23 protein-coding genes and 1 pseudogene are annotated in these 26,237 nt (G+C 43.2%); 2 read left to right on the top strand and 22 right to left on the bottom strand.

Features of this window, described 5'->3' with window-relative positions; all coding sequences use genetic code 11:
* The first annotated feature begins 171 nt into the window (after positions 1-171).
* A complete protein-coding gene (locus LC090_RS11870; protein ID WP_226658246.1) occupies positions 172-1,836 on the top strand; it encodes a CoA-disulfide reductase in 1,665 nt (554 codons plus the stop codon).
* Positions 1,837-2,116: 280 nt separating this feature from the next.
* Here the strand turns inward: LC090_RS11870 and glnA are convergent, their stop codons facing one another.
* From glnA to LC090_RS11900, 6 genes are all read right to left on the bottom strand, one after another.
* The gene (gene glnA, locus LC090_RS11875; protein ID WP_224600063.1) at positions 2,117-3,454 is read right to left on the bottom strand and encodes a type I glutamate--ammonia ligase; all 1,338 of its coding nucleotides are present in this window, start codon (positions 3,452-3,454) and stop codon (positions 2,117-2,119) included.
* A gap of 264 nt (positions 3,455-3,718) precedes the next feature.
* Positions 3,719-4,987 (bottom strand): aminotransferase class I/II-fold pyridoxal phosphate-dependent enzyme, encoded by a 1,269-nt coding sequence (locus LC090_RS11880; protein ID WP_226658247.1) that lies wholly within the window; start codon positions 4,985-4,987, stop codon positions 3,719-3,721.
* 13 nt (positions 4,988-5,000) lie between these two features.
* Positions 5,001-6,263, bottom strand: a complete 1,263-nt coding sequence (gene hflX / locus LC090_RS11885; RefSeq protein WP_226658248.1) for a GTPase HflX — start codon at positions 6,261-6,263, stop codon at positions 5,001-5,003.
* A gap of 55 nt (positions 6,264-6,318) precedes the next feature.
* Entirely contained in the window at positions 6,319-7,245 is a 927-nt protein-coding gene (spoVK, locus tag LC090_RS11890) for a stage V sporulation protein K (protein ID WP_226658459.1), read from the bottom strand.
* Positions 7,246-7,335: 90 nt separating this feature from the next.
* Complete coding sequence (locus LC090_RS11895) at positions 7,336-7,692, bottom strand: hypothetical protein (RefSeq protein WP_226658249.1); 357 nt, start codon at positions 7,690-7,692, stop codon at positions 7,336-7,338.
* A gap of 15 nt (positions 7,693-7,707) precedes the next feature.
* Complete coding sequence (locus LC090_RS11900) at positions 7,708-7,893, bottom strand: cold-shock protein (RefSeq protein ID WP_224600068.1); 186 nt, start codon at positions 7,891-7,893, stop codon at positions 7,708-7,710.
* 128 nt (positions 7,894-8,021) lie between these two features.
* Here LC090_RS11900 and LC090_RS11905 point away from each other — a divergent pair, with 128 nt between their 5' ends.
* Positions 8,022-9,002 (top strand): tyrosine-type recombinase/integrase, encoded by a 981-nt coding sequence (locus LC090_RS11905; protein ID WP_226658250.1) that lies wholly within the window; start codon positions 8,022-8,024, stop codon positions 9,000-9,002.
* A 54-nt stretch (positions 9,003-9,056) separates the two neighbouring features.
* Here LC090_RS11905 and hfq read toward each other — a convergent pair whose 3' ends face one another.
* The 16 genes and pseudogenes from hfq to LC090_RS11985 form a co-directional block, all read right to left on the bottom strand.
* Positions 9,057-9,290, bottom strand: coding sequence for an RNA chaperone Hfq (hfq, locus tag LC090_RS11910; protein WP_048309744.1), 234 nt, complete (start codon positions 9,288-9,290; stop codon positions 9,057-9,059).
* Between the two features lie 46 nt (positions 9,291-9,336).
* Positions 9,337-10,281 carry a tRNA (adenosine(37)-N6)-dimethylallyltransferase MiaA gene (gene miaA / locus LC090_RS11915; RefSeq protein WP_226658251.1) on the bottom strand — a complete coding sequence of 315 codons (945 nt, stop codon included), beginning with the start codon at positions 10,279-10,281 and terminating at the stop codon, positions 9,337-9,339.
* Between the two features lie 33 nt (positions 10,282-10,314).
* Positions 10,315-12,198 (bottom strand): DNA mismatch repair endonuclease MutL, encoded by a 1,884-nt coding sequence (gene mutL / locus LC090_RS11920; protein ID WP_226658252.1) that lies wholly within the window; start codon positions 12,196-12,198, stop codon positions 10,315-10,317.
* 16 nt (positions 12,199-12,214) lie between these two features.
* Entirely contained in the window at positions 12,215-14,818 is a 2,604-nt protein-coding gene (mutS, locus tag LC090_RS11925) for a DNA mismatch repair protein MutS (protein WP_226658253.1), read from the bottom strand.
* Between the two features lie 134 nt (positions 14,819-14,952).
* Positions 14,953-15,504: an outer spore coat protein CotE gene (locus LC090_RS11930; protein WP_226658254.1), complete on the bottom strand. Its 552-nt coding sequence runs from the start codon at positions 15,502-15,504 to the stop codon at positions 14,953-14,955.
* A gap of 262 nt (positions 15,505-15,766) precedes the next feature.
* On the bottom strand, positions 15,767-16,507 hold the full coding sequence (locus LC090_RS11935; RefSeq protein ID WP_226658255.1) for a phosphotransferase family protein: 741 nt from the start codon (positions 16,505-16,507) through the stop codon (positions 15,767-15,769).
* A gap of 18 nt (positions 16,508-16,525) precedes the next feature.
* A complete protein-coding gene (locus tag LC090_RS11940; protein WP_226658256.1) occupies positions 16,526-17,044 on the bottom strand; it encodes a DUF6886 family protein in 519 nt (172 codons plus the stop codon).
* A 24-nt stretch (positions 17,045-17,068) separates the two neighbouring features.
* Positions 17,069-17,863: an aminoglycoside adenylyltransferase domain-containing protein gene (locus tag LC090_RS11945; RefSeq protein ID WP_226658257.1), complete on the bottom strand. Its 795-nt coding sequence runs from the start codon at positions 17,861-17,863 to the stop codon at positions 17,069-17,071.
* Between the two features lie 38 nt (positions 17,864-17,901).
* Positions 17,902-18,471, bottom strand: coding sequence for a class I SAM-dependent methyltransferase (locus LC090_RS11950; RefSeq protein ID WP_226658258.1), 570 nt, complete (start codon positions 18,469-18,471; stop codon positions 17,902-17,904).
* A 9-nt stretch (positions 18,472-18,480) separates the two neighbouring features.
* Positions 18,481-18,567: pseudogene (locus tag LC090_RS11955) on the bottom strand (alpha/beta hydrolase); the annotation flags it as partial.
* Between the two features lie 268 nt (positions 18,568-18,835).
* Positions 18,836-19,252, bottom strand: coding sequence for a RicAFT regulatory complex protein RicA family protein (locus tag LC090_RS11960; protein WP_226658259.1), 417 nt, complete (start codon positions 19,250-19,252; stop codon positions 18,836-18,838).
* Complete coding sequence (gene miaB / locus LC090_RS11965; protein WP_226658260.1) at positions 19,252-20,784, bottom strand: tRNA (N6-isopentenyl adenosine(37)-C2)-methylthiotransferase MiaB; 1,533 nt, start codon at positions 20,782-20,784, stop codon at positions 19,252-19,254. The genes LC090_RS11960 and miaB overlap by 1 nt, the downstream gene beginning before the upstream one ends.
* A 298-nt stretch (positions 20,785-21,082) precedes the next feature.
* Positions 21,083-22,258 (bottom strand): glycine C-acetyltransferase, encoded by a 1,176-nt coding sequence (locus LC090_RS11970; protein WP_226658261.1) that lies wholly within the window; start codon positions 22,256-22,258, stop codon positions 21,083-21,085.
* Positions 22,259-22,301: 43 nt separating this feature from the next.
* On the bottom strand, positions 22,302-23,342 hold the full coding sequence (tdh, locus tag LC090_RS11975) for an L-threonine 3-dehydrogenase (protein ID WP_226658262.1): 1,041 nt from the start codon (positions 23,340-23,342) through the stop codon (positions 22,302-22,304).
* A gap of 186 nt (positions 23,343-23,528) precedes the next feature.
* Entirely contained in the window at positions 23,529-24,395 is an 867-nt protein-coding gene (locus tag LC090_RS11980) for a 2-oxoacid:ferredoxin oxidoreductase subunit beta (protein WP_226658263.1), read from the bottom strand.
* Positions 24,382-26,133 carry a 2-oxoacid:acceptor oxidoreductase subunit alpha gene (locus LC090_RS11985; RefSeq protein ID WP_226658264.1) on the bottom strand — a complete coding sequence of 584 codons (1,752 nt, stop codon included), beginning with the start codon at positions 26,131-26,133 and terminating at the stop codon, positions 24,382-24,384. The genes LC090_RS11980 and LC090_RS11985 overlap by 14 nt, the downstream gene beginning before the upstream one ends.
* Positions 26,134-26,237 lie beyond the last annotated feature (104 nt).

The raw sequence follows: 26,237 nt of genomic DNA on the forward strand, positions 1-26,237 counted from the left end.
GGTTTCACTGTGATTAAGCCTGGATGATAACTTTTACAAAAAGCCTTCTCAGTGTTACTAGATGTATCATCATTCAATTAAATGTGAGAACCATCACATTTTTCCTGACAATAATGAAATATAATGAAAGAGTAAAATACCCCTATAGGTAATTAAAAAGGAGACGATCATATGAGTAAGAAAATTGTCATTGTTGGTGGTGTAGCGGGTGGCTCAACAGCGGCAGCTCGTTTAAGAAGATTAGATGAAACAGCCGAAATTGTCATGTTTGATAAAGGGGAATATATTTCTTACGCCAACTGTGGGCTCCCTTACTATATCGGTGGAACGATTGAAGACCGTAAGAAACTACTCGTCCAAACACCAGAAAGCATGGCCGCAAGGTATAACTTCGACGTTCGTACCTTGAGCGAAGTCACACAAATAGATCGCGCAAAGAAAACCATCACTGTTCACGATTTAAAATCCGATCAAACATACGAGGAAACGTATGACCAACTGATTCTCTCACCAGGAGCGCGTCCGATTGTGCCGCCGATCCGTGGCTTTAACGAAGCAAAGGCGCTCTTTACACTTCGCACTATTCCTGATACCGACCGAATCAAATCTTATGTAGATGAAGAGAAACCATCCCAAGCTGTTGTCGTGGGTGGTGGGTTTATCGGGATTGAAATGGCTGAAAACTTGAGTGACCTTGGCATGAACGTCACACTGATTGAAATGGCCAATCAACTCATGCCACCGCTCGATTATGAAATGGCTGCGATCGTTCACCAGCACCTTCGAGATAAAGGCATTCACTTAATTTTAAATGACGGGGTAAAAGCATTTGAAAACAATAGAACGAAAGTACTCACCATAAGTGGAAAAGAGATCGATACAGACCTGATCATTTTGTCAATCGGCGTCCGCCCTGAAAATGAGCTCGCTGTTCGTGCCGGGTTATCTGTAGGAGCACGAGGCGGCATTCAAGTAAACGAATACCTCCAAACGAGCGATGCTTCCATTTATGCGATTGGCGATGCCATTGAAGTGAAATGTTACATCAATAAGCGACCAACGATGATTCCTTTAGCATGGCCAGCAAACAGACAGGGACGACTCGTGGCTGATAACATGTACGGCAAAAAAACGCCGTATAAAGGGACACTCGGAACATCTGTTGCCAAAGTGTTTGACTACACCGTTGCTACGACAGGTAATAATGAAAAAACTTTAAAAAGCCTTGGCATTGATTATGAAGTTGTGCACGTTCATCCAGGTTCACACGCCGGGTATTATCCAAACGCCTCCCCCATTGCCTTGAAGCTCATTTTTGATAAAGAAACAGGAAAGATCTTCGGTGCGCAAGCAGTCGGTAAAGATGGCGTGGATAAGCGAATCGATGTCATCGCAACCGCGATTAAGGGCGGCTTAACCGTTCTCGACCTCCCTGACTTAGAACTCGCCTACGCTCCTCCTTACTCGTCTGCAAAAGATCCAGTGAATATGGCAGGATATGTAGCAAGTAACATCGTTGAAGGGATGATGGAAACCGTTCAGTGGCATGAGATTGATGCGATCGTGGAAAATGGGGGTACGCTTATTGATGTGCGAAGCCCTGGAGAATTAAAGAATGGGTTTATTAAAGGAGCTATTAATCTTCCAGTTGATGAATTACGGAGTAAGCTTCATGAACTGCCGCAGGATGAAACGATTTATGTTCATTGTCAGGTTGGGTTGCGTGGTTATATTGCGACACGCATTCTTAGGGAGAATGGGTTTGAAGTAGTTAATCTTGATGGTGGATATCGGACTTATGAGCAGGTTATGATGGGGAAAATGATTAAGGAGTAGTAATTTAGAAATTTTCTTGTTCTAAAAACAAGGAAGCTACTAGTGCATACGCTAGTCGACTTTTCTACTAATTCAGTCTACTTAATCACCTTTCTTACACAAATATAGAATTTATAAAAAGCGACATATCCTATTCCATTTTGAGAAGGTATGCCGCTTTTAATTTTAATATAAAACCCATTCGGTTTTTAAATTCTACCATGAATCGCGAGAACCGTCCCAGCGATTCCCAAAACAAAAACCCCTTAACACAACCGTGTCAAGGGGCTTACTCTATCTCTTAGTAAGTCGTCATATACTGTTCGCGTTCCCAAGGGTGTACTTGCGTACGGAACATATCCCATTCGATTTCTTTTGCTTCGATGAAGTGCTCAGCTGCGTGCTCGCCTAGAGCTTTCATCATGACTTCGTCTTTCTTAAGAAGTTCAAGCGCATCGTGTAGTGTTGCTGGAAGGTCAGTGATGCCTTCTTCTACACGTTCTTGCTTATCCATCACGTAGATGTTGCGCTCTGTTGGAGCTGGTGGCGTCATTTTGTTCTTGATGCCATCAAGTCCAGCTGCAAGTAGTGCTGCCATTGCAAGGTATGGGTTCGCAGATGGGTCTACGCTACGTACTTCGATCCGTGTGCTGATTCCGCGGGAAGCTGGAACACGGATAAGCGGGCTACGGTTACGAAGAGACCATGCTACGTAGCAAGGTGCTTCGTATCCAGGAACAAGACGCTTGTAAGAGTTCACTGTTGGGTTTGTGATCGCTGTGAATGCTTCAGCATGCTTCATTGTTCCTGCGATGAATTGACGTGCTGTTTCGCTTAGGCCAAGCTCATCGTTTGGCTCATAGAATGCGTTCTTTCCGTCTTTAAAGAGGGACATATTCGCATGCATACCAGATCCGTTAACACCGAATAATGGCTTCGGCATGAATGTTGCGTGCAGGCCGTGCTTACGAGCGATTGTTTTAACGGCTAGCTTAAACGTCTGGATGTTGTCACATGTTGTGATCGCATCTGCGTATTTAAAGTCGATTTCGTGCTGGCCTGGTGCTACTTCATGGTGAGATGCTTCGATTTCAAAGCCCATGTCTTCAAGCTCAAGCACGATGTCACGACGGCAGTTTTCGCCAAGATCTGTTGGTGCAAGGTCGAAGTATCCGCCTTTGTCGTTAAGTTCAAGCGTTGGTTCACCATTTTCGTCCATTTTGAATAGGAAGAATTCTGGCTCTGGTCCAATGTTGAAATCAGAGAAGCCAAGGTCTTCCATTTCTTTTAGAACGCGTTTTAGAACTGAACGAGGATCCCCTTCGAACGGCGTGCCATCCGGGCTATAGATGTCACAAATAAGACGAGCGACTCTTCCTTTTTCAGATGACCATGGGAAGACTACCCATGAATCAAGATCCGGGTAAAGATACATATCGGATTCCTCGATGCGCACGAAGCCTTCGATTGAAGAACCGTCAAACATCATTTTATTATCAAGAGCTTTCTCAAGCTGATCAACTGGAATTTCAACGTTCTTAATAATCCCTAGTAGGTCAGTAAACTGCAAGCGAATGAACTTAACGTTCTCGTCTTGCGCCATTTTCTTAATATCGTCTGCTGTGAATTTGTTCGCCATGTAAAATGAATCCTCCTTAAGAAATAAAAAGATTTAGTGAATCCTTTGGATTACCGAGCGCTATACGTTTGCTCTCGCCACTTGAGGACAGTTTCAATCAATTCCAAAATTCAGAATCGCATCAACATTCGAAATTGCCGCTCCCTTCTTCACTTACTCTCATCATACACGAACATTTACGTTATCGTGTTAAAGTGCGTTAGATTATCTCACATGCTTTTTAAAACAAAAAAAGGCAGGGACTGAAACCCCTACCCTTTACCCTTATGAAACGGAAATCAAACCTTTTTTTAACAAATCATCGACAGCACGAAGAACACTAATTTTGACATGTTCAAATGTCAGACCACCTTGCACGTACGCAACGTACGGCGGTCTTAGCGGTCCGTCAGCTGATAACTCAAGGCTTGCTCCTTGAATAAACGTTCCTGCTGCCATGATGACATCATCTTCGTACCCTGGCATATAAGCAGGTTCCGGACGAACGTGTGCATTGACCGGAGATGCCGCCTGGATCGCCTGACAAAACGCAACCATTCGTTCTCTGTCGTTAAACTGAACCGATTGAATCAGGTCGGTCCGCTGGCTGTTCCAGTGAGGTGTTGTGTTGAATCCTGCTTCTTCGAGGAGCGCTGAGCTGTAGACAGCGCCTTTGACCGCTTGCCCAACCGTGTGGGGCGCGAGAAAGATGCCTTGATACATTTCCTGTAGGGAATAAAGCGATGCACCTACTTCTCTCCCGATTCCAGGGGACGTTAAGCGATAGCCGCAAAGCTCAATTAAATCTTCTCTTCCTACAAGGTAACCGCCAGTTTTGACGATACCTGCTCCTGGGTTTTTAATTAATGATCCTGCAATGAGATCTGCCCCAACGTGACATGGCTCCTGCTCTTCCACAAACTCTCCATAACAGTTATCAACGAAAACAATTACATCTTCTTTAATCGATTTAACAAACGCAATCATTTGCTCAATTTCTGCGATGGTAAATGACGGTCGATTCGCATATCCTTTCGAACGCTGAATGCCAATCATTTTTGTTTGTGGTGTGATGGCACTCTTCACAGCGTCAAAATCCACCGCTCCACTCGCTAAAGGAATCGCTTGATAACCAATATGAAAATCCTTTAACGATCCGTTTCCTTCACCGCGAGTTCCGACGATTTCTTCTAGTGTGTCATAGGGTGCCCCGGTAATATAAAGAAGCTCATCGTTCGGGCGCAGTACGCCAAATAGCGCGGTTGAGATCGCATGCGTCCCAGAAACGATTTGAGGTCTCACGAGTCCTGCTTCGCCGCCGAATACGTCCGCATAAAGCTGTTCGAGCGTATCTCTACCTGCATCGTCATAGCCATAGCCCGTTGAAGGTGTGAAATGAAAATCACTTATCCGATTTTGGTGAAAAGCTTCAAGCACGCGGTATTGATTCGCTTCCACTCGCGCATCAATTTCTTTTAAGACAGGCTGAATCTTTTCTTCTGCCTGCTGTGATAATGATTTTAGTTCTTCTTGATGTGTAAAATTCTTAAACATAATACTCTGCTCCCTAGTCGTTGTTCCACTCGTTAATAATACGCTTGTATAAATGTTCAGGAGCATATCCCTTACATCTGTAGTGATCTTTTTCTTCATCCCATTTACGCTCAATTAGCACGGTATTACGCTGCAAGTATGCGAGCTTGTCGCCCTGGTCCGCATTAATCGAAATCGAGAAGTACTCCATTTGCTTTAATACTTCGCTTTGTAGACGATCATTCAAACGCTTTAGATCCTCTTGTTTTAGCGCTGAAATAAGAATTTGGTCATTCACGCTGCTTTGTACAGCTGGATCCGCACGATCCATTTTATTAAAGACCGTCAGTACAGGAATATGCGACGCTTTTAAATCCTTTAAAAGCTTTAGCACAATTTCTTCATGGCGTTCCCGATCAGGATGAGACGCATCGATAACATGAAGAATTAAATCCGCTTCTGTTGCCTCTTCAAGCGTTGATTTAAATGAAGCCACAAGCGTTGTTGGTAGATCCTGAATAAATCCTACCGTGTCTGTTAACAGCACATTGTAGCCATTTGGAAGCTTCAGCTGTCTCGTCATCGGATCAAGCGTCGCAAATAGCTTGTCCTCTTCATAGGAATCAGCTTTCGTTAAACGATTAAAAATCGTTGATTTTCCTGCGTTTGTATACCCGACTAACGCTACTTGAAGCGTTTCATTCCGCTTACGTCGCGCACGGTATTGATCTCTGTGCTTGACCGTATTGTCAAGCTGTCGCTTCAAATCAGTGATCCGATTGCGGATGTAACGACGATCCGTTTCAAGCTTCGTTTCACCGGGCCCTCTTGTCCCAATACCGCCTCCAAGCCTTGATAAGGACGTTCCCTGTCCTGCAAGGCGCGGCAGCATGTATTGAAGCTGAGCGAGCTCGACCTGAAGCATGCCTTCTCGTGATCTCGCTCGCTGTGCGAAAATATCTAAGATAAGCTGCGTGCGGTCAATGACGCGCGCATCCAACGCTTCAGATAAGTTCCGAAGCTGACTTGGAGAGAGCTCACTGTTGAAGATGACAATCGTTGCTTCTTTTTCATCAATTAACGCAGCCAGTTCTTCGACTTTTCCTTTTCCTATAAAGGTAGCTGAATGAATACGCTCCCGCTTTTGAGAGAGCGTGCCTTCAACGACACCGCCAGCCGTTTCTGTTAGCGCAGCCAGTTCATCCATCGTATAGGCAAACTGTTCATCTGTTTGATTTTGAAGCTGAATGCCGATTAAAATCGCCGGTTCAGCTGCTTCAATTCGTTCTTTATTCAAATGTATGTTCCCTGCCTTTATCAATCAGTCTGTTCCCATCATACCAGATGCGCATTTAATCTTCTATAGGGATGTCTTCTGGTAAGAGAAGCTCGAGCGTCGAGCGATCTAGGTTATCTGCTTGAAGTAAGCGGACTGCCTGCTTACGAATCGCTTTTTCAATGATGTTTCGAACAAAACGACCGTTGCTAAACGCACTTGTTTCGAGTTCGCGCTTTTTTATAAAGCTTTGCTTTAGCTTCCACTCCGTCTCTCTTGAGAAGCGGTACTGCCTCTCTGCTGCCATCTTTTTTGCGATCTCCAGAAGCTGTTCATTTGAATAATCCGGGAAATCAATGACAAGGGGAAAACGAGACGGTAATCCTGGATTTAGCGATAGGAAGTGCTCCATTTCTTCTGAATAGCCTGCTAGGATGAGAATAAAATCTTTATGGTGATCTTCCATAGCCTTCACAAGCGTATCAATTGCTTCTTTCCCAAAATCCTTTTCGCCACCTCGCGCAAGCGAATAGGCTTCATCAATAAACAGAATGCCACCCTTTGCTTTCTTAACAAGCTCTCTCGTTTTTTGAGCGGTATGACCAATGTATTCCCCGACAAGATCGGCTCGCTCCACTTCAATTAGATGACCTTTTGAAAGAACGTTCATTTCGAGGAAGAGCGTTCCTAACAGGCGAGCTACCGTTGTTTTTCCTGTCCCTGGATTTCCCTTGAACATCATGTGAAGCGCCTGCGTATTTTGTTTTAAGCCATTTTCCTCTCTGCACTTGTTCACATAAAGCCAGGCATATACTTCTTTTAATAAGTATTTCATTTCTTTTAATCCGATTAGCTGTTCCATTTCCTTCTGAATTCGCTCGAGCGGCATATGTTTTTTTGTTGCTTGACTAAGTGCGGCATCCGCCGTCTCCTGAAGCCCTTCTGTTTGACGAAGGACGATGTTAATTTGACCTTTTCGCTTTGTTACGGTTTGCTGCACGATGCTCACCTCGCTTTATTCTGACACGATAGTATACGCACCTGCCCAGAATCCGTGACAAACGCCCAAAAGAAAAACACTCGTTAGGAGTGTTTAACTTACCCCGATCCTGTCAACAAAGGATTCAGGAATATGAATTTTGGGTTCACCCTTTTTGGCTTCATAAGATCTGTAGTGCGTAAGTACCTCGCCTTTTTCGACGACATCAATCTCAAGTATGTGCCGATCCGAACGTTCAAGGATCTTCATGAATATATCCTCGTCGTTAAGCGTATATAAAACAAAACGACTTCTCAAATGAGAAATCTCTTTCTTTTGCACTTCAGGAAGTTCGGTAAAAACGTCATAAAAGTGCTGCATCGAAGCAACATGTTTCCCTTTACCTGCTGCTTTCGTGACGCTAACAATTTGTTCCGCTTTATCCCTAATTTTCTCAACAATTTTATTCATGTGTTCCCTCCACCATTATTTAATTTCAGGAAGGTTTCGAACTTCACTCATCATCTCAGCACCACATAACGGGCAAGCTGGTGTATCAGAAAACGAGTAATCGGCTCGCATCCAGCCAGCACAATCTCCACTCGAACAAGACCAGACGTCTGTATCTACTTCTGGAATAGGTTCCTGCTGCTGTTTTGAAAAAAAGGCCATGTCTAACCGCTCCTTTACGATTTGGTTATTAATAGTATTTCCAATTATCCCAAAAACATGTAACCCTTTGTGAAACAAGTCGTGCACAGATTTTGTTATAATGGAACAAAATGAGAGGTGATCATCGAATGGAGCTTTTTACTCAGTCGCTTCCAGACTTTCTAGAAGAGTACTTGCAGTCGCTCGAACGAAAGGGACGTAAGGCATCTACACTCCGCCGCTATCGCTATGACCTCGTAGATTTTACCGTCTGGTATCGGACGCTCCATCGAAAGGTCGATTTCGAGAACTTTCGTAATCTGACAACGGAGCAGCTTCAGGAGTACGTTCGCTATTTGCACCTTGAGCGTCATTATTCAGAGCGGACGTTAAAGAGAATTATGACTGTATTAAATCAAGTATATCGTTATTATATGTCGTTAAATCGAACAAAGACCAATCCAATGAAAGAAGTCGTCCTTCCTACGAACGAAGACGCCGGTTATATCAAAACCGACTTTCTCCAAGAGGAAGAAGCCGAGAAGCTGCTCAAGACGATTGTGTCACTTCACGATTTAACGGACAACCAATTAAGAGCGCGTGAATTTCTAATTGATCGAAATTTAATGATCGCCAGACTTTTCCTCAATTACGGACTAACGTTACAAGAGCTCTGTGCGCTTTCTATGAAAGACATTTCTTTCGAACAAAATGAACTACGCGTCACTTCGGCATTAGGAAAACGAACGGTACAATTAGATCCTGAACACAAGAAAATTTTGTTCGACTATTATCATACGATTCCAGCGCCGGTTAGACCACGACTTCATAGCGATGATCCGCTTTTTGTTTCGTTTGACTTTCAACGCCAGACGTATCGCTGGAGCTATGAAGTCGATCGTCCAAAGCGCTTAACAGAAATCGCCGTGCAAAAAATGATTCGCCTTGAAGTTCAGCGCGCTGGAATCCGAAAAGGAGTATCAGCTCAGCATATGAGACGTACGTGCGTCATCAAAGCGATCGAAAATGATCTTTCTGTCGAGCAGCTACGAATGCAGTTTGGACTAAAAGCCGACCTCACCCTGAAACGCTATTTTGATTATATGGAAAAGCAGCAAATTTCTTCATAAATGAATATGAAAAAGTCCCTCATCCTGCTTAAACCAGAACGAGGGACTATGTGTTTACTTATCAGACTCAAAATTTATTTCAACGGATCGCTGTGGCGCGAACGTAGAAATGGCGTGTTTGTAAATCAACTGTTGTTTTCCATCGGACTCAAGGATAATCGTGAAATTATCAAATCCTTTAATTGTCCCTTTTAGCTGGAATCCGTTAAGCAGGTACACCGTTACAAAAACGTTGTCTTTTCTTAATTGGTTCAGGAATTGATCCTGGATGTTAATTTGCTGCTTCATTGTCAGTCCTCCTCTTTTTCTCTAAAGGCATTCCTTTACTACATTTCTATCTTTCTGCTAACTTTCCTGCAACAACTTTTAAGATTTCTTCAATTTTTTCTTCACGATGCGCTGTCATGTCATTCCAGTCCATCGCCATTTGATGACGAAACCACGTTAGTTGCCGTTTGGCATACCTTCTTGAGTTCTGCTTTAACTCAAGCACTGCCTGTTCGAATGAAACCCGACCTTCAAGATAATTGTAGATTTCTTTGTAGCCAATGGCCTGCACGGATTGACAGTTACGAACACCATTATTGTAGAGACACTTGGCTTCTTCAAGAAGTCCAGCATCCAACATCAGGTCGACACGCTTGTTAATTCGCTCATACAAGATATCACGTTCCATGGTAAGACCGACATTTACTAGATTATAGGGAGACTCCTCAGGTAAAGCATCTTTTGAGGAGGAAACTGGCTCACCCGTTACGTGATACACTTCTAGAGCCCGAATGACTCTCCGTATATTGTTTGGATGAATCGTTTCGTAGCTAACTGGATCGACGTCTTTCAATCGTGCGTGGAACGTATTTGGCCCTTCTTCTTCCGCACGTTGCTCAAGTTGCTGTCGGTATGCCGGATCTTCCTTTGCTTCTGAAAAAGCATACTGATGGGTAACGGATTTCACGTAAAGACCCGTCCCCCCAGCAATAATTGGCACTTTTCCTCGACCATTAATTTCTGTAACAAGTTCGGTCGCAAGCATTTGGAATTCAGCAGCTGAAAAGCTTTCCGTTGGCTCCTTAATATCGATTAAATAATGAGGGATGCCTTCCATTTCTTTTTCCGTTACTTTCGCTGTTCCAATGTCCATGCCACGGTATATTTGCATCGAGTCGCCGCTAATGATTTCACCGTCAAGCGCCTTCGCAAGTTCAATACTTGTCTTTGTTTTACCTACCGCTGTTGGCCCTAGAACCGTTACTAATTTTTGTTTATCCATTACTCTCACGTACTTTCCTGCATTCTTTTCTCATTGTGCTCGTTACATAACCCGCTTAAACATTTTTTCCATTTCATAGGTGGAATAATGAATAATGATCGGTCGCCCGTGTGGACACGTATACGGATCAACAGATTGTCTAAGCGTCTCTAAGAGCGTAAACACCTCGTCATCACGAAGATGACGATTCGCTTTAATCGACTTCTTACAGGACATCATGATCGCCGCTTCCTCACGTAGCTTCTTCACATCAATTCTACGATTATCAACGACCTCCTGAATCAATTCCTCAATCGTATTTTGTTCAGCACCTTTTGGGAACCAAACCGGGTGAGCACTCACCATATAGCTGTTGGGTCCGAATGATTCTAAGAAGACGCCAACTTTCGCAAGGTCATCGATCCGGCTATCAATGATCGCAGACTCTGACGTGTTGTACTCAAGCGTAATCGGAACGAGAAGCTCTTGTACAACTGGATCGATCTCGCCTACTTTTTCGCGATAGAACTCGTATTTAATGCGTTCCTGGGCGGCATGCTGATCGATGATGTAGAGCCCGTTCTCATTCTGCGCTAGGATATACGTTCCATGCATTTGCCCGATCGGGTAAAGCGGCGGGATGCGTGAATCACTATTTGTCTCCTTCACATAGTCCATCGCCATCTCAAGCTCATCTCGGGTTTCAGATGATTGTGAATGTGCTGGGGGCATACGCGGCTCGTAATGCTCGGTTTGAATCTCTTCCTTTATACTAAAAGGTTGAAGCAAATCTTTCTGTGGCTTCGGTTGTTCTTCCGAAGGTTCCGCCTTCTCTTGCGTCCATTCACGACGAATTGGAATGTCTTCCGGCTCTTTCTCCAAAACCTTGTGTTGAAACTGGAATGCTGGTTGCTCGCTTTCCTCTTCTTTTTTCTTTGGAGGAGCTTGCTCAGGTATGAGCTCAATTTTTTTGAAAATACCTTTTATGGCATTCTCAATCGCAAGAGCAAGATCCTGTTCCTTACTAATCCGCGCTTCCAACTTTGAGGGATGTACGTTCACATCGATGAGCGTTGGGTTCATTTTAATATGAAGCACAACGATCGGATAGCGTCCGATTGGAAGAAGCGTATGATACCCCTGCTGAATGCCTTTTGAGATCGTGAAATTCTTGATGTAACGGCCGTTAATGATTAGCGAAATATACTGACGAGAAGCGCGGGTCAACTCCGGCTTTGCTGCATAGCCGCTGACAGAAAAATCAATTGTCTCTGCTTTTAGTGGAAGCATTTTACGCGCTGTGTTATAGCCGTAGATGGACGCAATCACTTGTAAAAGGTCGCCGTTTCCTGTCGTTGACAATAGCTTCTTCCCGTTATGGAAGAAGCGGAAAGCAATGTCAGGATGAGCCATCGCCTGACGGTTAATGACGTCCGCCACGTTCGCAAGCTCGGTATGAACGGTTTTCATGTGCTTTAAGCGAGCAGGCGTATTGTAAAACAAGCCCGTAATCGTCATTTCCGTTCCTTTACGACTATCCGTCGCTTTAAATTCCGCGACTTTTCCTGCTTCGATTCTAACGTACGTGCCCGCAGCATCTCCCGTAGACGTTTTCAGTTCTAAGTGAGAAACCGCTGCGATACTAGGAAGAGCTTCCCCTCTAAAACCGAGGGTTTCGATCTGAAACAAATCACGTTCGTTTTTGATTTTACTCGTCGCATGACGGAAAAAAGCAAGCTTGCAGTCTTCCTCGTCCATTCCGCTTCCATTATCAACGATGCGAATTTTGGAAAGACCGCCCTCTTCAATTTCAATTGTGATTTCACTGCTTTCTGCATCAATCGCATTTTCCACAAGTTCCTTCACAACAGAGGCCGGCCTTTCCACCACTTCACCGGCAGCTATTTTGTTTGAAAGCTGATCATCAAGCTGTACGATCTTTCCCATCTTCCTCACCCTTTCTCTAAGACTTTAACTGTTTCTTTAATTCATATAGTGTATTAATCGCATCCATAGGCGTCATTTCCATAATATCCACTGATTTCAGTCGATCGAGAATCGCTTTTTCTCCTGACGAACGAGCAGGCTTTTTCTTATCTTCTGCCTGATCGAAGAAGGCAAGCTGCGCTTCGTCTTCTTTTACTTCAGAACGAGGTTTCTCCTCTGGCACCTTTGGGGCTTTCACTCCATCAGGTTCCGCCTCAAATTCAGCTAGTATGGCTTCTGCACGCTGAATGAGCGCATCAGGTAAGTTCGCAAGTTGCGCCACGTGAATACCGTAACTTTTATCTGCGGAGCCGTCATGGACACGGTGTAGGAAAACAACTCTTCCCTTTTCTTCAACCGCTTTAACGTGTACATTCTTTACGCGTTCAAGATCTTCCTCAAGCGTTGTAAGTTCATGGTAGTGCGTGGAAAACAGCGTCTTCGCTCGGACTTCGCTATGCACATATTCAATAATTGACTGTGCGAGGGCCATACCGTCATAGGTTGAGGTCCCGCGGCCAATTTCATCAAGCAAAATCAAGCTATCCTGCGTAGCACGGGTAATTGCGTAGTTTGCTTCGAGCATTTCCACCATAAACGTACTTTGTCCTGCTGCAAGGTCATCTGCCGCTCCAATTCGGGTGAAAATCTGATCAAACACAGGAAGGACTGCGGTTTCAGCAGGAACGAAGCAGCCGATTTGTCCAAGAATGGAAATCAGCGCAAGCTGGCGCATATACGTACTTTTACCACTCATGTTTGGACCCGTAATTAAGAGGATTTCACGATCACGATCCATCATCACGTCGTTCGCAACATACTCTCTGCCCTTCAACATTTTTTCAACAACCGGGTGACGTCCACCTTCAACCGCTACTTTACGCTCTTTGGAGAAGACCGGTTTGGTGAAGCGATTCTCTTCACTTACAACTGCAAACGATTGAAGAACGTCAAGCTCGCTAATTTTTCTTGCAAGCTGCTGAAGCTCAGGAATATAGGCTTTTACTTCTTCGCGTAAGTTAGTAAACAAGCTATACTCTAGATCCACAATCTTTTCTTCCGCTTCTAAAATAAGCGTTTCTTTTTCTTTCAATTCAGGCGTAATAAACCGTTCCGCATTGGAAAGCGTTTGTTTCCGCTCATAGCGACCTTCTGGGAGGTTCGCAAGATTTGACCTCGTAATTTCGATATAATAGCCAAACACTTTGTTGTAGCCTATCTTAAGCGATTTAATGCCCGTACGCTCACGCTCTTGCATTTGAAGCGCCGCGATCCAGTCCTTACCGTTCCGGCTCGCATCACGGTATTTATCTAAATCGGCATGATAGCCGTCGCGAATCATTTGCCCTTCTTTCACAGAAAGTGGCGGATTGTCTTCAATCGCATCTTGTAATAGGTGAACGAGGTCATCACATGGAAGGATTTCTTCTGCAAGCTCATTCGCATAAGGGTTATCAAGCGAGCCCACTGCCTGCTTAATCTCTGGAATTTTCTCAAGCGATTTTCGTAGCTGTACGAGGTCACGCGCATTGAGGTTTCCAAAGGCTACTTTCCCTGCAAGTCGCTCCAAATCATAAACGCCTTGGAGCTGTTCACGAATCGTTTCCCGTTCAAAAAACTGCTTCATGAGCGTCTCAACAAGCTCCTGGCGCTTCTCAATTTCTCGTTGCTGTAAGAGCGGGCGTTCAACCCACTGCTTTAATAAACGCCCACCCATTGCCGTTACAGAACTATCTAAGAACCAGACAAGAGAGCCTGTCCGCTTTTTATCGCGAATCGTCTCAACGAGCTCAAGGTTTCGTTTTGAATTCACGTCAAGCTTCATGTATTGAGAAACGTGATAGTGACGAAGCGGCTGGAGGTGATCCATTGATCGCTTCTGGGTACGTATCAAATACTGAAGTAGCCTGCCAAAGACTTGAAGAAGCTTAGGCTGATCGATATGGTCACTTAACGACTTAAGTGATTCTGGAATTGTCACGTCATCTTCAATCGATACAGTTACGGTCATCCGCTCCTGAATCGCGTTCGATAGCGCTTCGCTATCGCTCGCAAGAATCACTTCACGTGGGGCAAGATTTGAAAGCTCACCGATCACTTCATGATGATCGCCAGCTAAAATCGTTGCCATGGATTCACCCGTCGTTAAATCATTTGCTGCAAGCGCAAACGTCTCATCATCAAATGAGGAGATCGCGACAATGTAGTTGTTTTCTTTTTCTTTAATTAAATGGTCTGACATGACCGTTCCTGGTGTAATAAGCTGAACGACTTCTCTTCGAACGACGCCTTTGGCCTGTTTCGGATCTTCCGTTTGCTCACAAATTGCAATTTTATAACCCTTGGTTACGAGCTGTGATATATAGTTTTCAGCAGAATGATACGGGACACCGCACATCGGAATTCGACCTTCTCCCCCACCATCTCTGCTTGTTAATGTAATTTCCAATTCCTTCGATGCGCGCATCGCGTCATCAAAGAACATTTCATAAAAATCGCCTAAACGAAAAAATAAAAAGGCATCCTGGTACTCTGCCTTAATTCGCAAATATTGTTCCATCATCGGGGTATATCGAGCCATGTTTCTTCTCCACCAATCTTAAATCTATTCACCTAACAGTATAGCATATCAGTAAAGCGGAAGCTTCTGTTTAAGCAGTCGTACTTTATCACAAAATAAAAACCAGGAAGAAGGATTGCTTCTCCCTGGACGCACTATTCTTCAAGATCACCAATTAAGAAGTTCGGATCTAAATCCTCAAACTCTTCATCATCTACATCATAATCCCAATCATCGTCGTCATCTCCACAGCCGTCGGGATTTACGTATACGCAAATCTTTGTTTCTCCGATAACTTCTACAAGAAACTCTCTTTCCACTTGTACAATCACCTTATGACCGCTCGGCGCAATAGTCGCTTCGAGACAGTTAGGCTCCTGAATTGCTTTTGCGACAACTTCGTCTGCAACACAGTCTTTGTCTTTGTAACGAAGAGGAATTTCTTCATGGTATTTAACTGTTTCGGTTACGACTTCTGTTTTGGTATTATGGCTGTAAGAATACCAGATATTAATGTCATAAGAGCCTTCAACTTGGACAACGTCACCACGCTTCTTGGCAGTGAATTGATTGTTAATAATCCAACAACCCAGAATACTAGAAGGCTTATGAGTTGGTGTTACTGTGTTTGTATCCTGTGTAAATTTACGCCCTTTTCCGCAAACAGCTTTGGCGAATATCTCTCTGTAATTATATTCCTCTGACATCGATCATACCTCCTCTTCCAATCTTCATTCTCATCCTATGCAAGACAAACGACCAGTGTTCCTCTTTTTTTCTTCACAGCAAAAGAACATAACCAACACCATAGAATAAAAGTTTTTTTATATATAAAGGCTGTTCCACTATCAGTCTATGTATCGAATGTCCAATGCTTTACAACCTTTTGTTATTTTTTTAAAAAAGTATGGTATGTGAAAATTATATTACTTAAAAAAATAAACCTAACAGGAAATTTATCCTCCAGGCTTATATATACTGATCGACAATCTCTAATAGTCGACCATTGTCTTCTGATAATACACCTTCGGCTAATCTTGCCCCAGCGACAATCGGCGCCCATTCCATAATCTCCTCTTTCGATAAACCGCTTTTTTTGCAATAAAGTTGTAAATACATTTTTGCTAATTCGCTTGAAGATTGTGTATACAAAAGATACGTTCTGTATACATCCGCTCGACGATCTCCTGCACTTGCATCAACCCAATCAATAATGGTCACTTGCTCACCCATAATCAAATTAAAGAGATGAAAATCACCGTGACACAGCTCCGTCTTAGCAGACTTCTCATTTAACATACGAATTAACGCTGTTTTTTGATTACAAGTCAAGGCTTCCGCCATTTCGATTTTCCGTGTTAGTTTTTTAGACATCGGTTCAAAGGAATTGGCTATAATCCGGTGAATACTTTGCTGAATTTCAACTGAAAGTTCCATGTAATACTCTGCTTGATCCCTATTTTCTAAAAGAAGATCACCTAAAGTGCGACCGCTAATCTTTTCCATGACAAGCGCCTGTCTCCGGTCTATTTTCGTTACATCAATAATTTTCGGGACCGGAAGACCTTTTGATAAGGCGTAACGTTGCTTCTCAGCTTCATAGAAAGAGGTTCCATCTGGAAGGTCTTCCCGGAATACCTTCACAATCTTGTCTTGAACAATGTAGATGTGGGCTGTATTTCCAGAAGCGACTGGATGTCCAAGCTTCATATTATTTCTCCTCTCTTCCTAGCTCCTCGGCCTTGCATGCCTCATCCGACACATGGACCAACGAAGCGTTGTTTGTTGAATGTCATCATAGAGATCCCACAAATGATTAACAAACCTCACTTCGACTTGGCGACGGAATAGCTCGTGCAAGGGGTTTTCAATCTTAATTTTACTCATAGGCACTTGAGTCACTTCACTGACATAATAGCCGGCATTGTCATCCTGAAGGTTAAAATAAATTGGATCAAACTCATACAAGTAGAGTTTGGTATTAGTCATCCTCTCAAACCAACTGTTTTCAATGATGACAACATGCTGACCGCTCGCTGAAAGATACATTTCTTTATCAGCATCTGACGTATTTGGCCCGACATGAAAGCAAATGCGTGGACAATTCCGTGGTGTTAAATAATTGGGTAAACAAGCTTCGTTAACCGCCCATACAAGCCCCGTTGTTTGGTCAAGATCTTGACGCGTAGGAACCCTTGGCTGAAATTCATGAATATCGTCTTCTTCACTGACATGAAAAATGCGCAAACGGTCCCCTCCTAGATTTAGTTGTCATATCAAGTAGGCTCGAACTTCTTTTGTTATGTAATGAGTAAAAGGCAATAACTCTTCTCTGTTAAATTCATAGGGTCTCTCTCCATCTAAGTAACAATGAATTGCTTTTTCAACAGTAAACTTAAGCTCTATTGGCAGGGAGTCTAACCCCCAAATCCCAGCCTCTTTCTTTGAGGAAATCACTCCATCCTTCAAATACCAATAAACCCTTATCGTGTTTAGGATACTATAAATAGGGTTACTTGCCATTCCTTCTACACATTCTTCAAAATCTCCTAAAATAGAGGATATATAATGTTCCCTCGGCACTTTCGGAAACGTTCGTTCAATCGGTCGCCCATCGATACAAATTCCTCGCTCTGTCGTGATTGTTATATGAGCTGCAAGATCTGGGTCTTTGTGAACTTGTGCATTTATGTATTCACTTCCGTTTGTTTTTAAATCACGTTCGTACCGCTCCCTCCAAAATTCGCTAAAATGAAAATCGTAGGAACTCGGGTGTTCCCAAATTCTCAGGTATTTTTCCCGAAGCAAACTCATTTCGATCGGATAGGGCTTGCTTGAGGCAGATAAATACAATTGCGCTAACTCTTTTTTTGTTTGAACAGTAACGCCCTTTTTAGTTATGACCAAAAAGTCGAGATCGCTTTGCTTTGAATTAAACCCACCAACCGCTAACGAACCGTGGAGATAGAAACCTATGTAATGACTTCCTAGTATCTTTTTCGTTTTCAGCACGAGTTGCTTAACAAACTCAGCTACTTCAGAGGAGCAATTATGCCAGTTAGACATGATCTGTTCACCTTCCAATCATACGGATTAAACAGTTCTCATTTGTCCTGTTCCGATTTAATCGCATCGACAATTAGTGAAACAAATCCCAACTTTCCTTGAGCATTTCTTTGATCAAATCGTTTCGAACGATAGATAAAACCATCTTTCTCATCCCACTCGTTATAGATAAACTCGCCTTTTTCATTACAATATTCGAGCAAACGTACCTGGTAGCCCGCATCTTCAAACATTGATGTTAGCGTTTTATAATTATGAACAATCTTATGGCTTGCAGCAGGATGATCGATAGGTCCCGGCCCTCCAACTTGCACACCTTTTTGATAAGCTTCATCTGGAAAATACCCGTCCGGCACAGCGCAACGAATATAGCCGTTTCTCTTTAAATACGGATAGCATGTTTGCGCTGCTTTCTTCCCTTCTTCATAGGTTAAGTGCTCCCAGACGTGCTCTGCTAAAATTGCGTGAATGGAAGACTTGTCAAAACGTTCTTGCCACTGCTGTTGGTTTAATAGATCGAGTTCCGACTCCTGTGTTTCCATCCAGCCAGGGTTATTTGAATAATCTCCTGATCCAATGACAACTCGGATGCTTTCCTCTCTTTGCATTTCAAATCCCTACTTCCAATTTGATTTAATTTCGTTTACGACAACTTCCGGGTTATCCCAATGCAACATATGGGTTGTTTCCGGTATAAGTTTAACCGTACAATGGAAACTCTTCTTCTCCCCATTCAGTGAGGTGAACATGCGTCGTATCATCTTTTATAACAGATCGTTTCAACTGGTAATCCTCCGATTCTCTCTGCTTGTTAGAGCATCAAATTAAAACCTATCGTGGCAGGATCAGCCTCTTCGCTTATATTAGCATAATTACCCAGTATATTAAGGGAATATTTCGAAAAATGGGTGCGTATTGCATAGAAAAAGCCTTCCAGTGTACTGGAAGGCTTTTAGATTCATATTGTAACGATTACTTACACCCTTGTCCCTGCTGACTTGAGCCAGTTGTTCCTTCAAGAACATTTCCACCAGTAGATTCGATAATCTCATCTGTTACCGTGTTAGAAATCGTGTTTGCTACAAGCTGAAGAAGGTCATTCACATCTGACTGCGAGCGCTTGAATTCCTGTACAACCGGAATCTCATCAAGCTGCTGCATCAGCTTATCGATCCGCTCATCTTTCTCCTTCAACGCTTCATGCTTGCTGTAGTGTTGAAGGTTCACCGCTTCTTTTTGTTCTAATTTAATGCGCGCAATCAAACTTTGCACTTTTTTGTTTTCATTGATCTTTTCTTCAGCACGTTTGAAGAAATCCACTTCTTCCGTTTCAGAAACGAGCTTCGCAAGATCTTTCGCTTTTGCAATAACTTCCATTCTCGATACCATTATGCATTCACCTCAGCCGTTTTTTCAATATATTCGCCATCAAGTGACCACGTTTTTGCTTTTGTGATTTTCACCTGGACAATTTGACCAACTAATGATTTAGGACCTCTAAAGTTAACCACTTTATTCTTGCTCGTATAGCCAGAAAGAACATCCGCATTTTTCTTACTTTCACCTTCTACGAGAACTTCCACGATTTGCCCTTCAAAAACAGCGTTGTTTTTGGCCGCCATTTCATTCACGAGTGCGTTCAATCGCTGAAGGCGTTCTTTCTTCACTTCCATTGGTACGTTATCTGTCATTTTAGCCGCTGGCGTGCCATCACGCTGGGAGTAAATGAACGTATACGCACTGTCATACTCTACCTCTTTTACGAGTTCCATCGTTTCTTCGAACTGTTCGTCCGTTTCATTAGGGAAACCAACGATAATATCAGTCGTAAAGGTCGCGTTTGGCATCACCTTTTTAATCTTACGAACTAGCTCTAAATACGTCTCGCGCGTATAGCGACGGTTCATTAACTTCAGAACCTCATTGCTTCCACTTTGAACAGGAAGATGGATATGATCGACCAGATTGCCTCCCTGACCAAGTACTTCTACAAGACGATCATCAAAGTCACGTGGATGACTTGTCGTGAAACGAACTCTAGGAATATCAATCTTATGAATCTCGTTCATCAGATCACCGAGGCCGTACTCGATATCTTCTAAATCTTTCCCGTAGGCGTTTACATTCTGTCCGAGGAGCGTCACTTCTTTATAGCCTTTTGCGGCTAAGTGGCGTACTTCCTGAATGATATCTTCAGGGCGACGGCTTCTTTCTTTCCCTCGTGTATAAGGCACAATGCAATATGTACAGAATTTATCACAACCGTACATGATGTTAACCCATGCTTTGATTTCGCCTTTTCTTGTACGCGGAAGGTTTTCAATGATGTCGCCTTCTTTTGACCATACTTCCATCACCATTTCTTTCCCAAAGACTGCTTGCTCCATCAGTTCTGGAAGACGGTGAATGTTATGTGTACCAAAGATTAAATCAACGAATTGATGCTTTTGCATGATGCGGTTAACCACAGATTCTTCCTGTGACATACATCCACATACACCAATAATAAGATCTGGATTTTCCATCTTCAAAGGTTTTAGATGACCAAGTTCGCCAAACACTTTGTTCTCTGCATTTTCACGAATCGCACATGTATTAAGGAGAACGACATCTGCTTCTGTCACTTCTGTAGTGGATTCAAAGCCCATTTCTTCAAAAATCCCTGCCATTACTTCGGTATCGTGTTCATTCATTTGGCAACCGTACGTGCGAATTAAAAACTTCTTATCTTTCCCCAGGTTTTTAATATTTTCCGGAATTTCAAAATCATAATGAACGTTTACATTTTCTTTCCCTCTGCGCTTGGCATCTTTTAAGTTAGGTGCCTGATACGTTGTCTGGAAATACTTCGCGTAATCTTCCGTTGTTTTCTCTGTTTTCTTTACATTGATTTGCGAATCCAGGCGCTGCTGTTCGTTCATGTCGTTCGACTCCTTTCTAATTAAAAAGGATGACCCTGCTATGAAAAAGAGCATAATGCTCCTAAACTTAGAAAAACCTCGCTAATAGAAATGATTTCTATAAAAGCTTCCGTTTTATTCGTTATCCTTTATTGTCAATTAAGAAATGTGTAACTAATGGACATTCCTTTATTATAAGGGCTTCAGAGTATTTAATCAATAAAACCTGGAAAAGCCTCCGAGCACGATTAGGTGAACAAATAAAGAATGATCCCATTAGCCGAAAAAAAGAGGAGGATCAGCCCCCCCTCTCTTTCAATTATAGAATTTCAAGTTCTTTTGCAGACTTCTCAAATGCGTCTAAAGCTTCTTGAAGATCTTCTTTTGAATGCTGCGCTGTTACAATCGTACGAACGCGGCCTTTTCCTTTTGCAACAGTTGGGAACGCAATCCCCTGCGCAAAAACGCCGTTTTCAAATAGCTTATCGGAAAACTTGTGCGTAAGTGCCTCATCTCCAATGATCACTGGCGTAACCGGCGTTTCACTTATACCTGTATCAAAACCAAGTTCTTTCAAGCCAGCTTTAAAGAACTTCGTGTTATCCCAAAGCTTCTCAATTAACTCTGGCTCCTCTACAAGAACGTCAATTGCGGCTGAACAAGCCGCTGTTACCGCTGGTGGATGAGATGTACTAAACAAGAATGGACGACCTTTGTGAATTAAGTAATCACGAAGTGTTTTCGTGCTTGCAATATAACCACCAAGAACGCCAATCGCCTTACTTAGCGTACCAACTTGAATGTGAACGCGTCCGTTTAAGCCGAAGTGGTCAACCGTTCCACGACCGTTCTCACCAAGTACGCCACTTGCATGAGCGTCATCAACCATCACAAGTGCATCATACTTCTCACAAAGCTCCACAATTTCAGTAAGCGGTGCAATGTTTCCGTCCATTGAGAAGACGCCATCCGTTACGACAAGACGTGTACGATAGTCTTGCGTTTCCTTCAATGCATTCTCAAGGTCTTCCATATCTGTATGCTTGTAAATGCGACGTCCCGCTTTAGTTAAGCGAATGCCGTCAATGATAGAAGCATGGTTTAGTTCATCCGAAATCACGACATCTTCTTTTGTTAAGATTGCTGAAAGTACTGCCTGATTCGTTGCAAACCCGGATTGAAGCACGAGTGCCGCTTCCGTATGCTTGAATTCGGCAAGCTTTTCTTCAAACTGTTCGTGCATCGAAAGCGTCCCAGCAATCGTACGAACAGAGCCAGTTCCTGCTCCGTATTTTTCAACCGCTTCAATCGCTGCTTGCTTCATTTTCGGATGGTCTGTTAGTCCGAGATAGTTATTTGATGAAAGCTGAATCACATTTTTCCCTTTAATCGTTACGCGCGACCCTTGTGCAGACTCAAGTGGAATTAAATTACGAAAAACGCCTTCCTCCTGCATTTGATCAAGCTCTTCTTGGAGATATTCAAAACCTTTCATTGATTGGCCTCCTCATTAGTATGTAATGGCTCAAGTATGAGCCTTATGGATGTAATACTACCTTACCACATTTACCTTCAATCATTAATTCGAAGCCCTTTTCAAAGTCTTCAAGTGGGAAGTGATGCGTAATCATCGGCTCTACATCTACCTGCCCTGATTGTAGCAGACCTGACACTTGACGCCATGTTTCGAACATTTTTCTTCCCGTAATACCTTGAACAGTAATGCCTTTAAAGACAATGTCATTCGTCACATCAATTTCAACCGGTCGAACTGGTAAACTAAGAATGGAGACACGTCCTCCGTTTGTTACCATTTTAAAGCCCTGGTTCATGGCGATCGGATGTCCTGACATTTCACAAACAACGTCAACACCATGACCGTTCGTTAGCTCCTTCACGACTTGAAGCGGATCTTCATTTCGAGAATTGATGACAGTTGTTGCACCCATTTCTTTCGCAAGGTTCAGACGGTAATCATTTAAATCAAGCGCAATAACCTGTGAAGCACCAGCTGCTTTTGCAACGCCTACAGCCATTATTCCAATCGGCCCACAGCCTATAATGGCTACTGTCTTTCCAGCTACGTCTCCTGCCAATACTGTATGAACGGCGTTACCCATCGGCTCCTGTACAGAGGCCACGTCAAACGATAATGACTCGGGATTTTTCCAGATGTTCTGTGATGGAAGCGCTACGTATTCTGCAAAGCAGCCATCCGTGTCGACCCCAATAATCTTTGTGTTTTCACAAATATGAAACTTTCCTGTTAAACACTGTGGACATTGGTTACAAACAATATGTGTTTCTGCTGAAACATGGTCGCCAACCTCAAGATTCGTAACATTTCCCCCTTTTTCTACGACTACACCTGCAAACTCATGTCCAAAAACATAAGGGGGATTGACGCGACTCTGTGACCACTCATCCCACGTATAAATATGTACGTCCGTTCCGCAAATGGATGTTGCTTTTACTTGTATGAGTACTTCATTATCACTAATTTGTGGAATATCAACGGTTTGTAGCTGAGCACCTTTGGCACGTTCATGCTTCACAATCGCCTTCATTTTTCCTTCCACTGCGTACACCTCACTTTTTTAAAACGTTCAATGATTCCTATTATCACAAACATCGTATCATTTTTCACATATAACGTAAAGATGAAGTGTCCTCTATACAAGGACACTTATAGTTTTATTTATGGAAAATGTTTTCTTCCTCATTTCCACAAAAAAAACCCTTCAGAACGTGAAGGGCTTTTCATTTCACATAAATTCCGCCATTAACTCGGTGAATTTTTCTTCTGGAAGAGTCAGATCCTGTTTTGATAAGGCGCTTGAACTATACCCTCGAACAGAATCTTGATAAGAGGGGCGATTCGGATTCTGATAAATCAACCCTTTGACGAGTCCATTGTGCTCCATTAGCGTTTGCATCGCCATCATCCGATTGTGAGGATCATAGTTTTCAATATCTTTTAAACTAACAAGATTTTGTTTGAACCAATCATACGTGTTCACTTTATTAAAGGTGACGCACGGACTAAATACGTTAATCAATGAAAAACCTTTATGTTGAATTCCTTGCTCAATGATAGCGACTAAGTCTTTTAAATCGGTTGAAAAGCTTTGGGCTACAAAACCACAGCCGCTTGAAAGCGCGAGTTCCATGATGGAAAGAGAAGACTCGATTGAGCCTGAAGGGGTACTTTTCGTCTTGAAGCCCTCTGCACTCGTTGGAGAGGTTTGCCCTTTCGTTAGACCATAGATTTGATTATCCATCACGATATACGTCACATCAATATTTCGTCTCATCGCATGAATGGTATGCCCCATGCCAATGGCAAAGCCATCTCCGTCTCCACCGGAAGCAATGACTGTTAAATCTCGGTTAGCCATTTTAACGCCCTGGGCAATCGGAAGCGATCGACCATGAATGCCATGAAAGCCATAGGCATTAATATATCCACTTATCCGACCTGAACAGCCAATACCAGATATCACTGCGAGGTCATCAGGTTCTAATCCCACATTTGCGGCAGCTCGTTGAATGGCGGCTTGAACGGAGAAATCTCCACAGCCTGGGCACCAGTTTGGCTTTACCTGATTACGAAAATCTTTAAATGTGGCCATTCGCTAACATCTCCTTGCATTGTTGATGGATGTCACCTGGTAAGAACGGATTGCCATCGTATTTTAATAAGCTTTCAATCTTTTCACCGTACCCTACATTCATTTTTACGAGACTTGCCAGCTGCCCAGTTGCATTATGTTCAATCACGATCACTTTCTTCGCCGCCTGCAACATGGGCTTTAGCTCATCTGCTGGAAAAGGGTGAACAAGGCGAATTTGAGCATGATTCACTTTTAAACCATCTGCTTCAAGTCTTGGCATTACTTCTTCAATACTTCCTCTCGTTGAATTAAAGCCAATCAAAAGCAAATCTGCCTCTGCATGAGGCGCCGCTTTATAAATTGGATTCTGAAAGGAGATGTTATGAATTTTCCGCAATCGTTTCTCCATTTGGTCTTTTCGGTTCTGTGGCACTTCCGAAGGTTTACCTGTTTCATCGTGCTCAACACCGGTTACGTGGAAAATACCATTTTTCGTTCCTGGAATGACACGATTTGAAACGCCATCATCCGTAATTTCAAAACGTTTATAGTACGACTTATCTTCCCGTTCAGCGATTTCTTGATCGTTCAGCTTACCCCTTCGAATGTTGATCTTATTGTAATCAAGCGGCTCAACGGATTGCTTGCCAAGTGATAATTGAAGATCTGAGAGCAAAATAACGGGACACTGATATTCCTCCGCAAGATTAAACGCTTCAATCGCATCATAGAATGCTTCCTCAACGGTACTCGGCGCAATGACAATCTTAGGAATTTCCCCATGCGTTCCGTAAATCATCGCCAGCAAATCCGACTGCTCCTGCTTCGTTGGAAGTCCCGTACTTGGCCCCCCGCGCTGGGTGTCGACGATGACGAGCGGCGTTTCGGTAATACCAGATAGCCCGATGGCTTCCATCATGAGCGATAACCCCGGTCCGGCCGAGGCTGTTAACGTTCTAACCCCTGCATAGTTTGAACCTATAGCCATCGTTGCCGCCGCGATTTCATCCTCTGTTTGCACAACAGTGCCACCAAATTCTGGGAGCTTCTTAATTAAATACTCCATGATTTCTGACGCTGGCGTAATCGGATAGGCTGCCATTAGTCTCGCTCCGCCGGCTAGAGCTCCAAGTGCAATGGCATCATTCCCAATCATAAACATGCGATTCTTTCCATCTGCCTTTTTAAGCGAAAGGGTTTGAACACTGTCTCCAACGGATGACATATAAGCATCCGCCCCCCGCTGTATGGCTTCCATGTTATTGTTTACCACTTTTTCGCCTTTTCGACCAAAAATTTCTTCTACTACCGCTTGATACGTTGCAGTGTCTATACCAAGAGCCGCACTCGTAGCCCCGATTGCTACCATGTTTTTCATTAAAGAAGTGCCAAGTTCTGTCGCGATTTCAGTAAAGGGAATGATAACAAGTGTCGCCTGACAATATTCAGGCTTAACTGGTTTAAATTTGGCATCGGCAATAATGATGCCTCTGCTATGGAGTTCATGTGCATTGACATCAATCGTTTCTTGATCGAACGCTATCAGCATGTCGAGATCATCCGAAACCGCTCGAACTTCTTTCGTACTCACGCGAATTTTATTATTCGTATGCCCGCCTTTAATACGGGACGAGAAATGCCGGTAACCATATAAATAGTAGCCAAGTCGATTTAATGCAATCGCAAATATTTCTCCTGTACTGTCTATTCCTTCACCCTGCTGTCCTCCAACTTTCCACGAAAGTTGTTCGATCATAACGCCCCACCCTTTCTAATCTAGTACCTGAAACCGCTTGCTTATATTACTAGTTCGAAATAGGATGATAATTCCCTGCTCATAAAACTCACAATTACTAAATT

The sequence above is a fragment of the Guptibacillus hwajinpoensis genome, from assembly GCF_020524165.1.
Classification (GTDB): domain Bacteria; phylum Bacillota; class Bacilli; order Bacillales; family Guptibacillaceae; genus Guptibacillus; species Guptibacillus hwajinpoensis_D.

Bases quoted from the DNA above. Each gene is read 5' to 3' on its own strand.
- LC090_RS11870 (WP_226658246.1), top strand. From the start codon at position 172: ATGAGTAAGAAAATTGTCATTGTTGGTGGTGTAGCGGGTGGCTCAACA.
- glnA (WP_224600063.1), bottom strand. From the start codon at position 3,454: ATGGCGAACAAATTCACAGCAGACGATATTAAGAAAATGGCGCAAGAC.
- LC090_RS11880 (WP_226658247.1), bottom strand. From the start codon at position 4,987: ATGTTTAAGAATTTTACACATCAAGAAGAACTAAAATCATTATCACAG.
- LC090_RS11895 (WP_226658249.1), bottom strand. From the start codon at position 7,692: ATGAATAAAATTGTTGAGAAAATTAGGGATAAAGCGGAACAAATTGTT.
- LC090_RS11900 (WP_224600068.1), bottom strand. From the start codon at position 7,893: ATGGCCTTTTTTTCAAAACAGCAGCAGGAACCTATTCCAGAAGTAGAT.
- LC090_RS11905 (WP_226658250.1), top strand. From the start codon at position 8,022: ATGGAGCTTTTTACTCAGTCGCTTCCAGACTTTCTAGAAGAGTACTTG.
- hfq (WP_048309744.1), bottom strand. From the start codon at position 9,290: ATGAAGCAGCAAATTAACATCCAGGATCAATTCCTGAACCAATTAAGA.
- mutL (WP_226658252.1), bottom strand. From the start codon at position 12,198: ATGGGAAAGATCGTACAGCTTGATGATCAGCTTTCAAACAAAATAGCT.
- mutS (WP_226658253.1), bottom strand. From the start codon at position 14,818: ATGGCTCGATATACCCCGATGATGGAACAATATTTGCGAATTAAGGCA.
- LC090_RS11930 (WP_226658254.1), bottom strand. From the start codon at position 15,504: ATGTCAGAGGAATATAATTACAGAGAGATATTCGCCAAAGCTGTTTGC.
- LC090_RS11935 (WP_226658255.1), bottom strand. From the start codon at position 16,507: ATGAAGCTTGGACATCCAGTCGCTTCTGGAAATACAGCCCACATCTAC.
- LC090_RS11945 (WP_226658257.1), bottom strand. From the start codon at position 17,863: ATGTCTAACTGGCATAATTGCTCCTCTGAAGTAGCTGAGTTTGTTAAG.
- LC090_RS11950 (WP_226658258.1), bottom strand. From the start codon at position 18,471: ATGCAAAGAGAGGAAAGCATCCGAGTTGTCATTGGATCAGGAGATTAT.
- LC090_RS11960 (WP_226658259.1), bottom strand. From the start codon at position 19,252: ATGGTATCGAGAATGGAAGTTATTGCAAAAGCGAAAGATCTTGCGAAG.
- miaB (WP_226658260.1), bottom strand. From the start codon at position 20,784: ATGAACGAACAGCAGCGCCTGGATTCGCAAATCAATGTAAAGAAAACA.
- LC090_RS11970 (WP_226658261.1), bottom strand. From the start codon at position 22,258: ATGAAAGGTTTTGAATATCTCCAAGAAGAGCTTGATCAAATGCAGGAG.
- LC090_RS11980 (WP_226658263.1), bottom strand. From the start codon at position 24,395: ATGGCCACATTTAAAGATTTTCGTAATCAGGTAAAGCCAAACTGGTGC.
- LC090_RS11985 (WP_226658264.1), bottom strand. From the start codon at position 26,133: ATGATCGAACAACTTTCGTGGAAAGTTGGAGGACAGCAGGGTGAAGGA.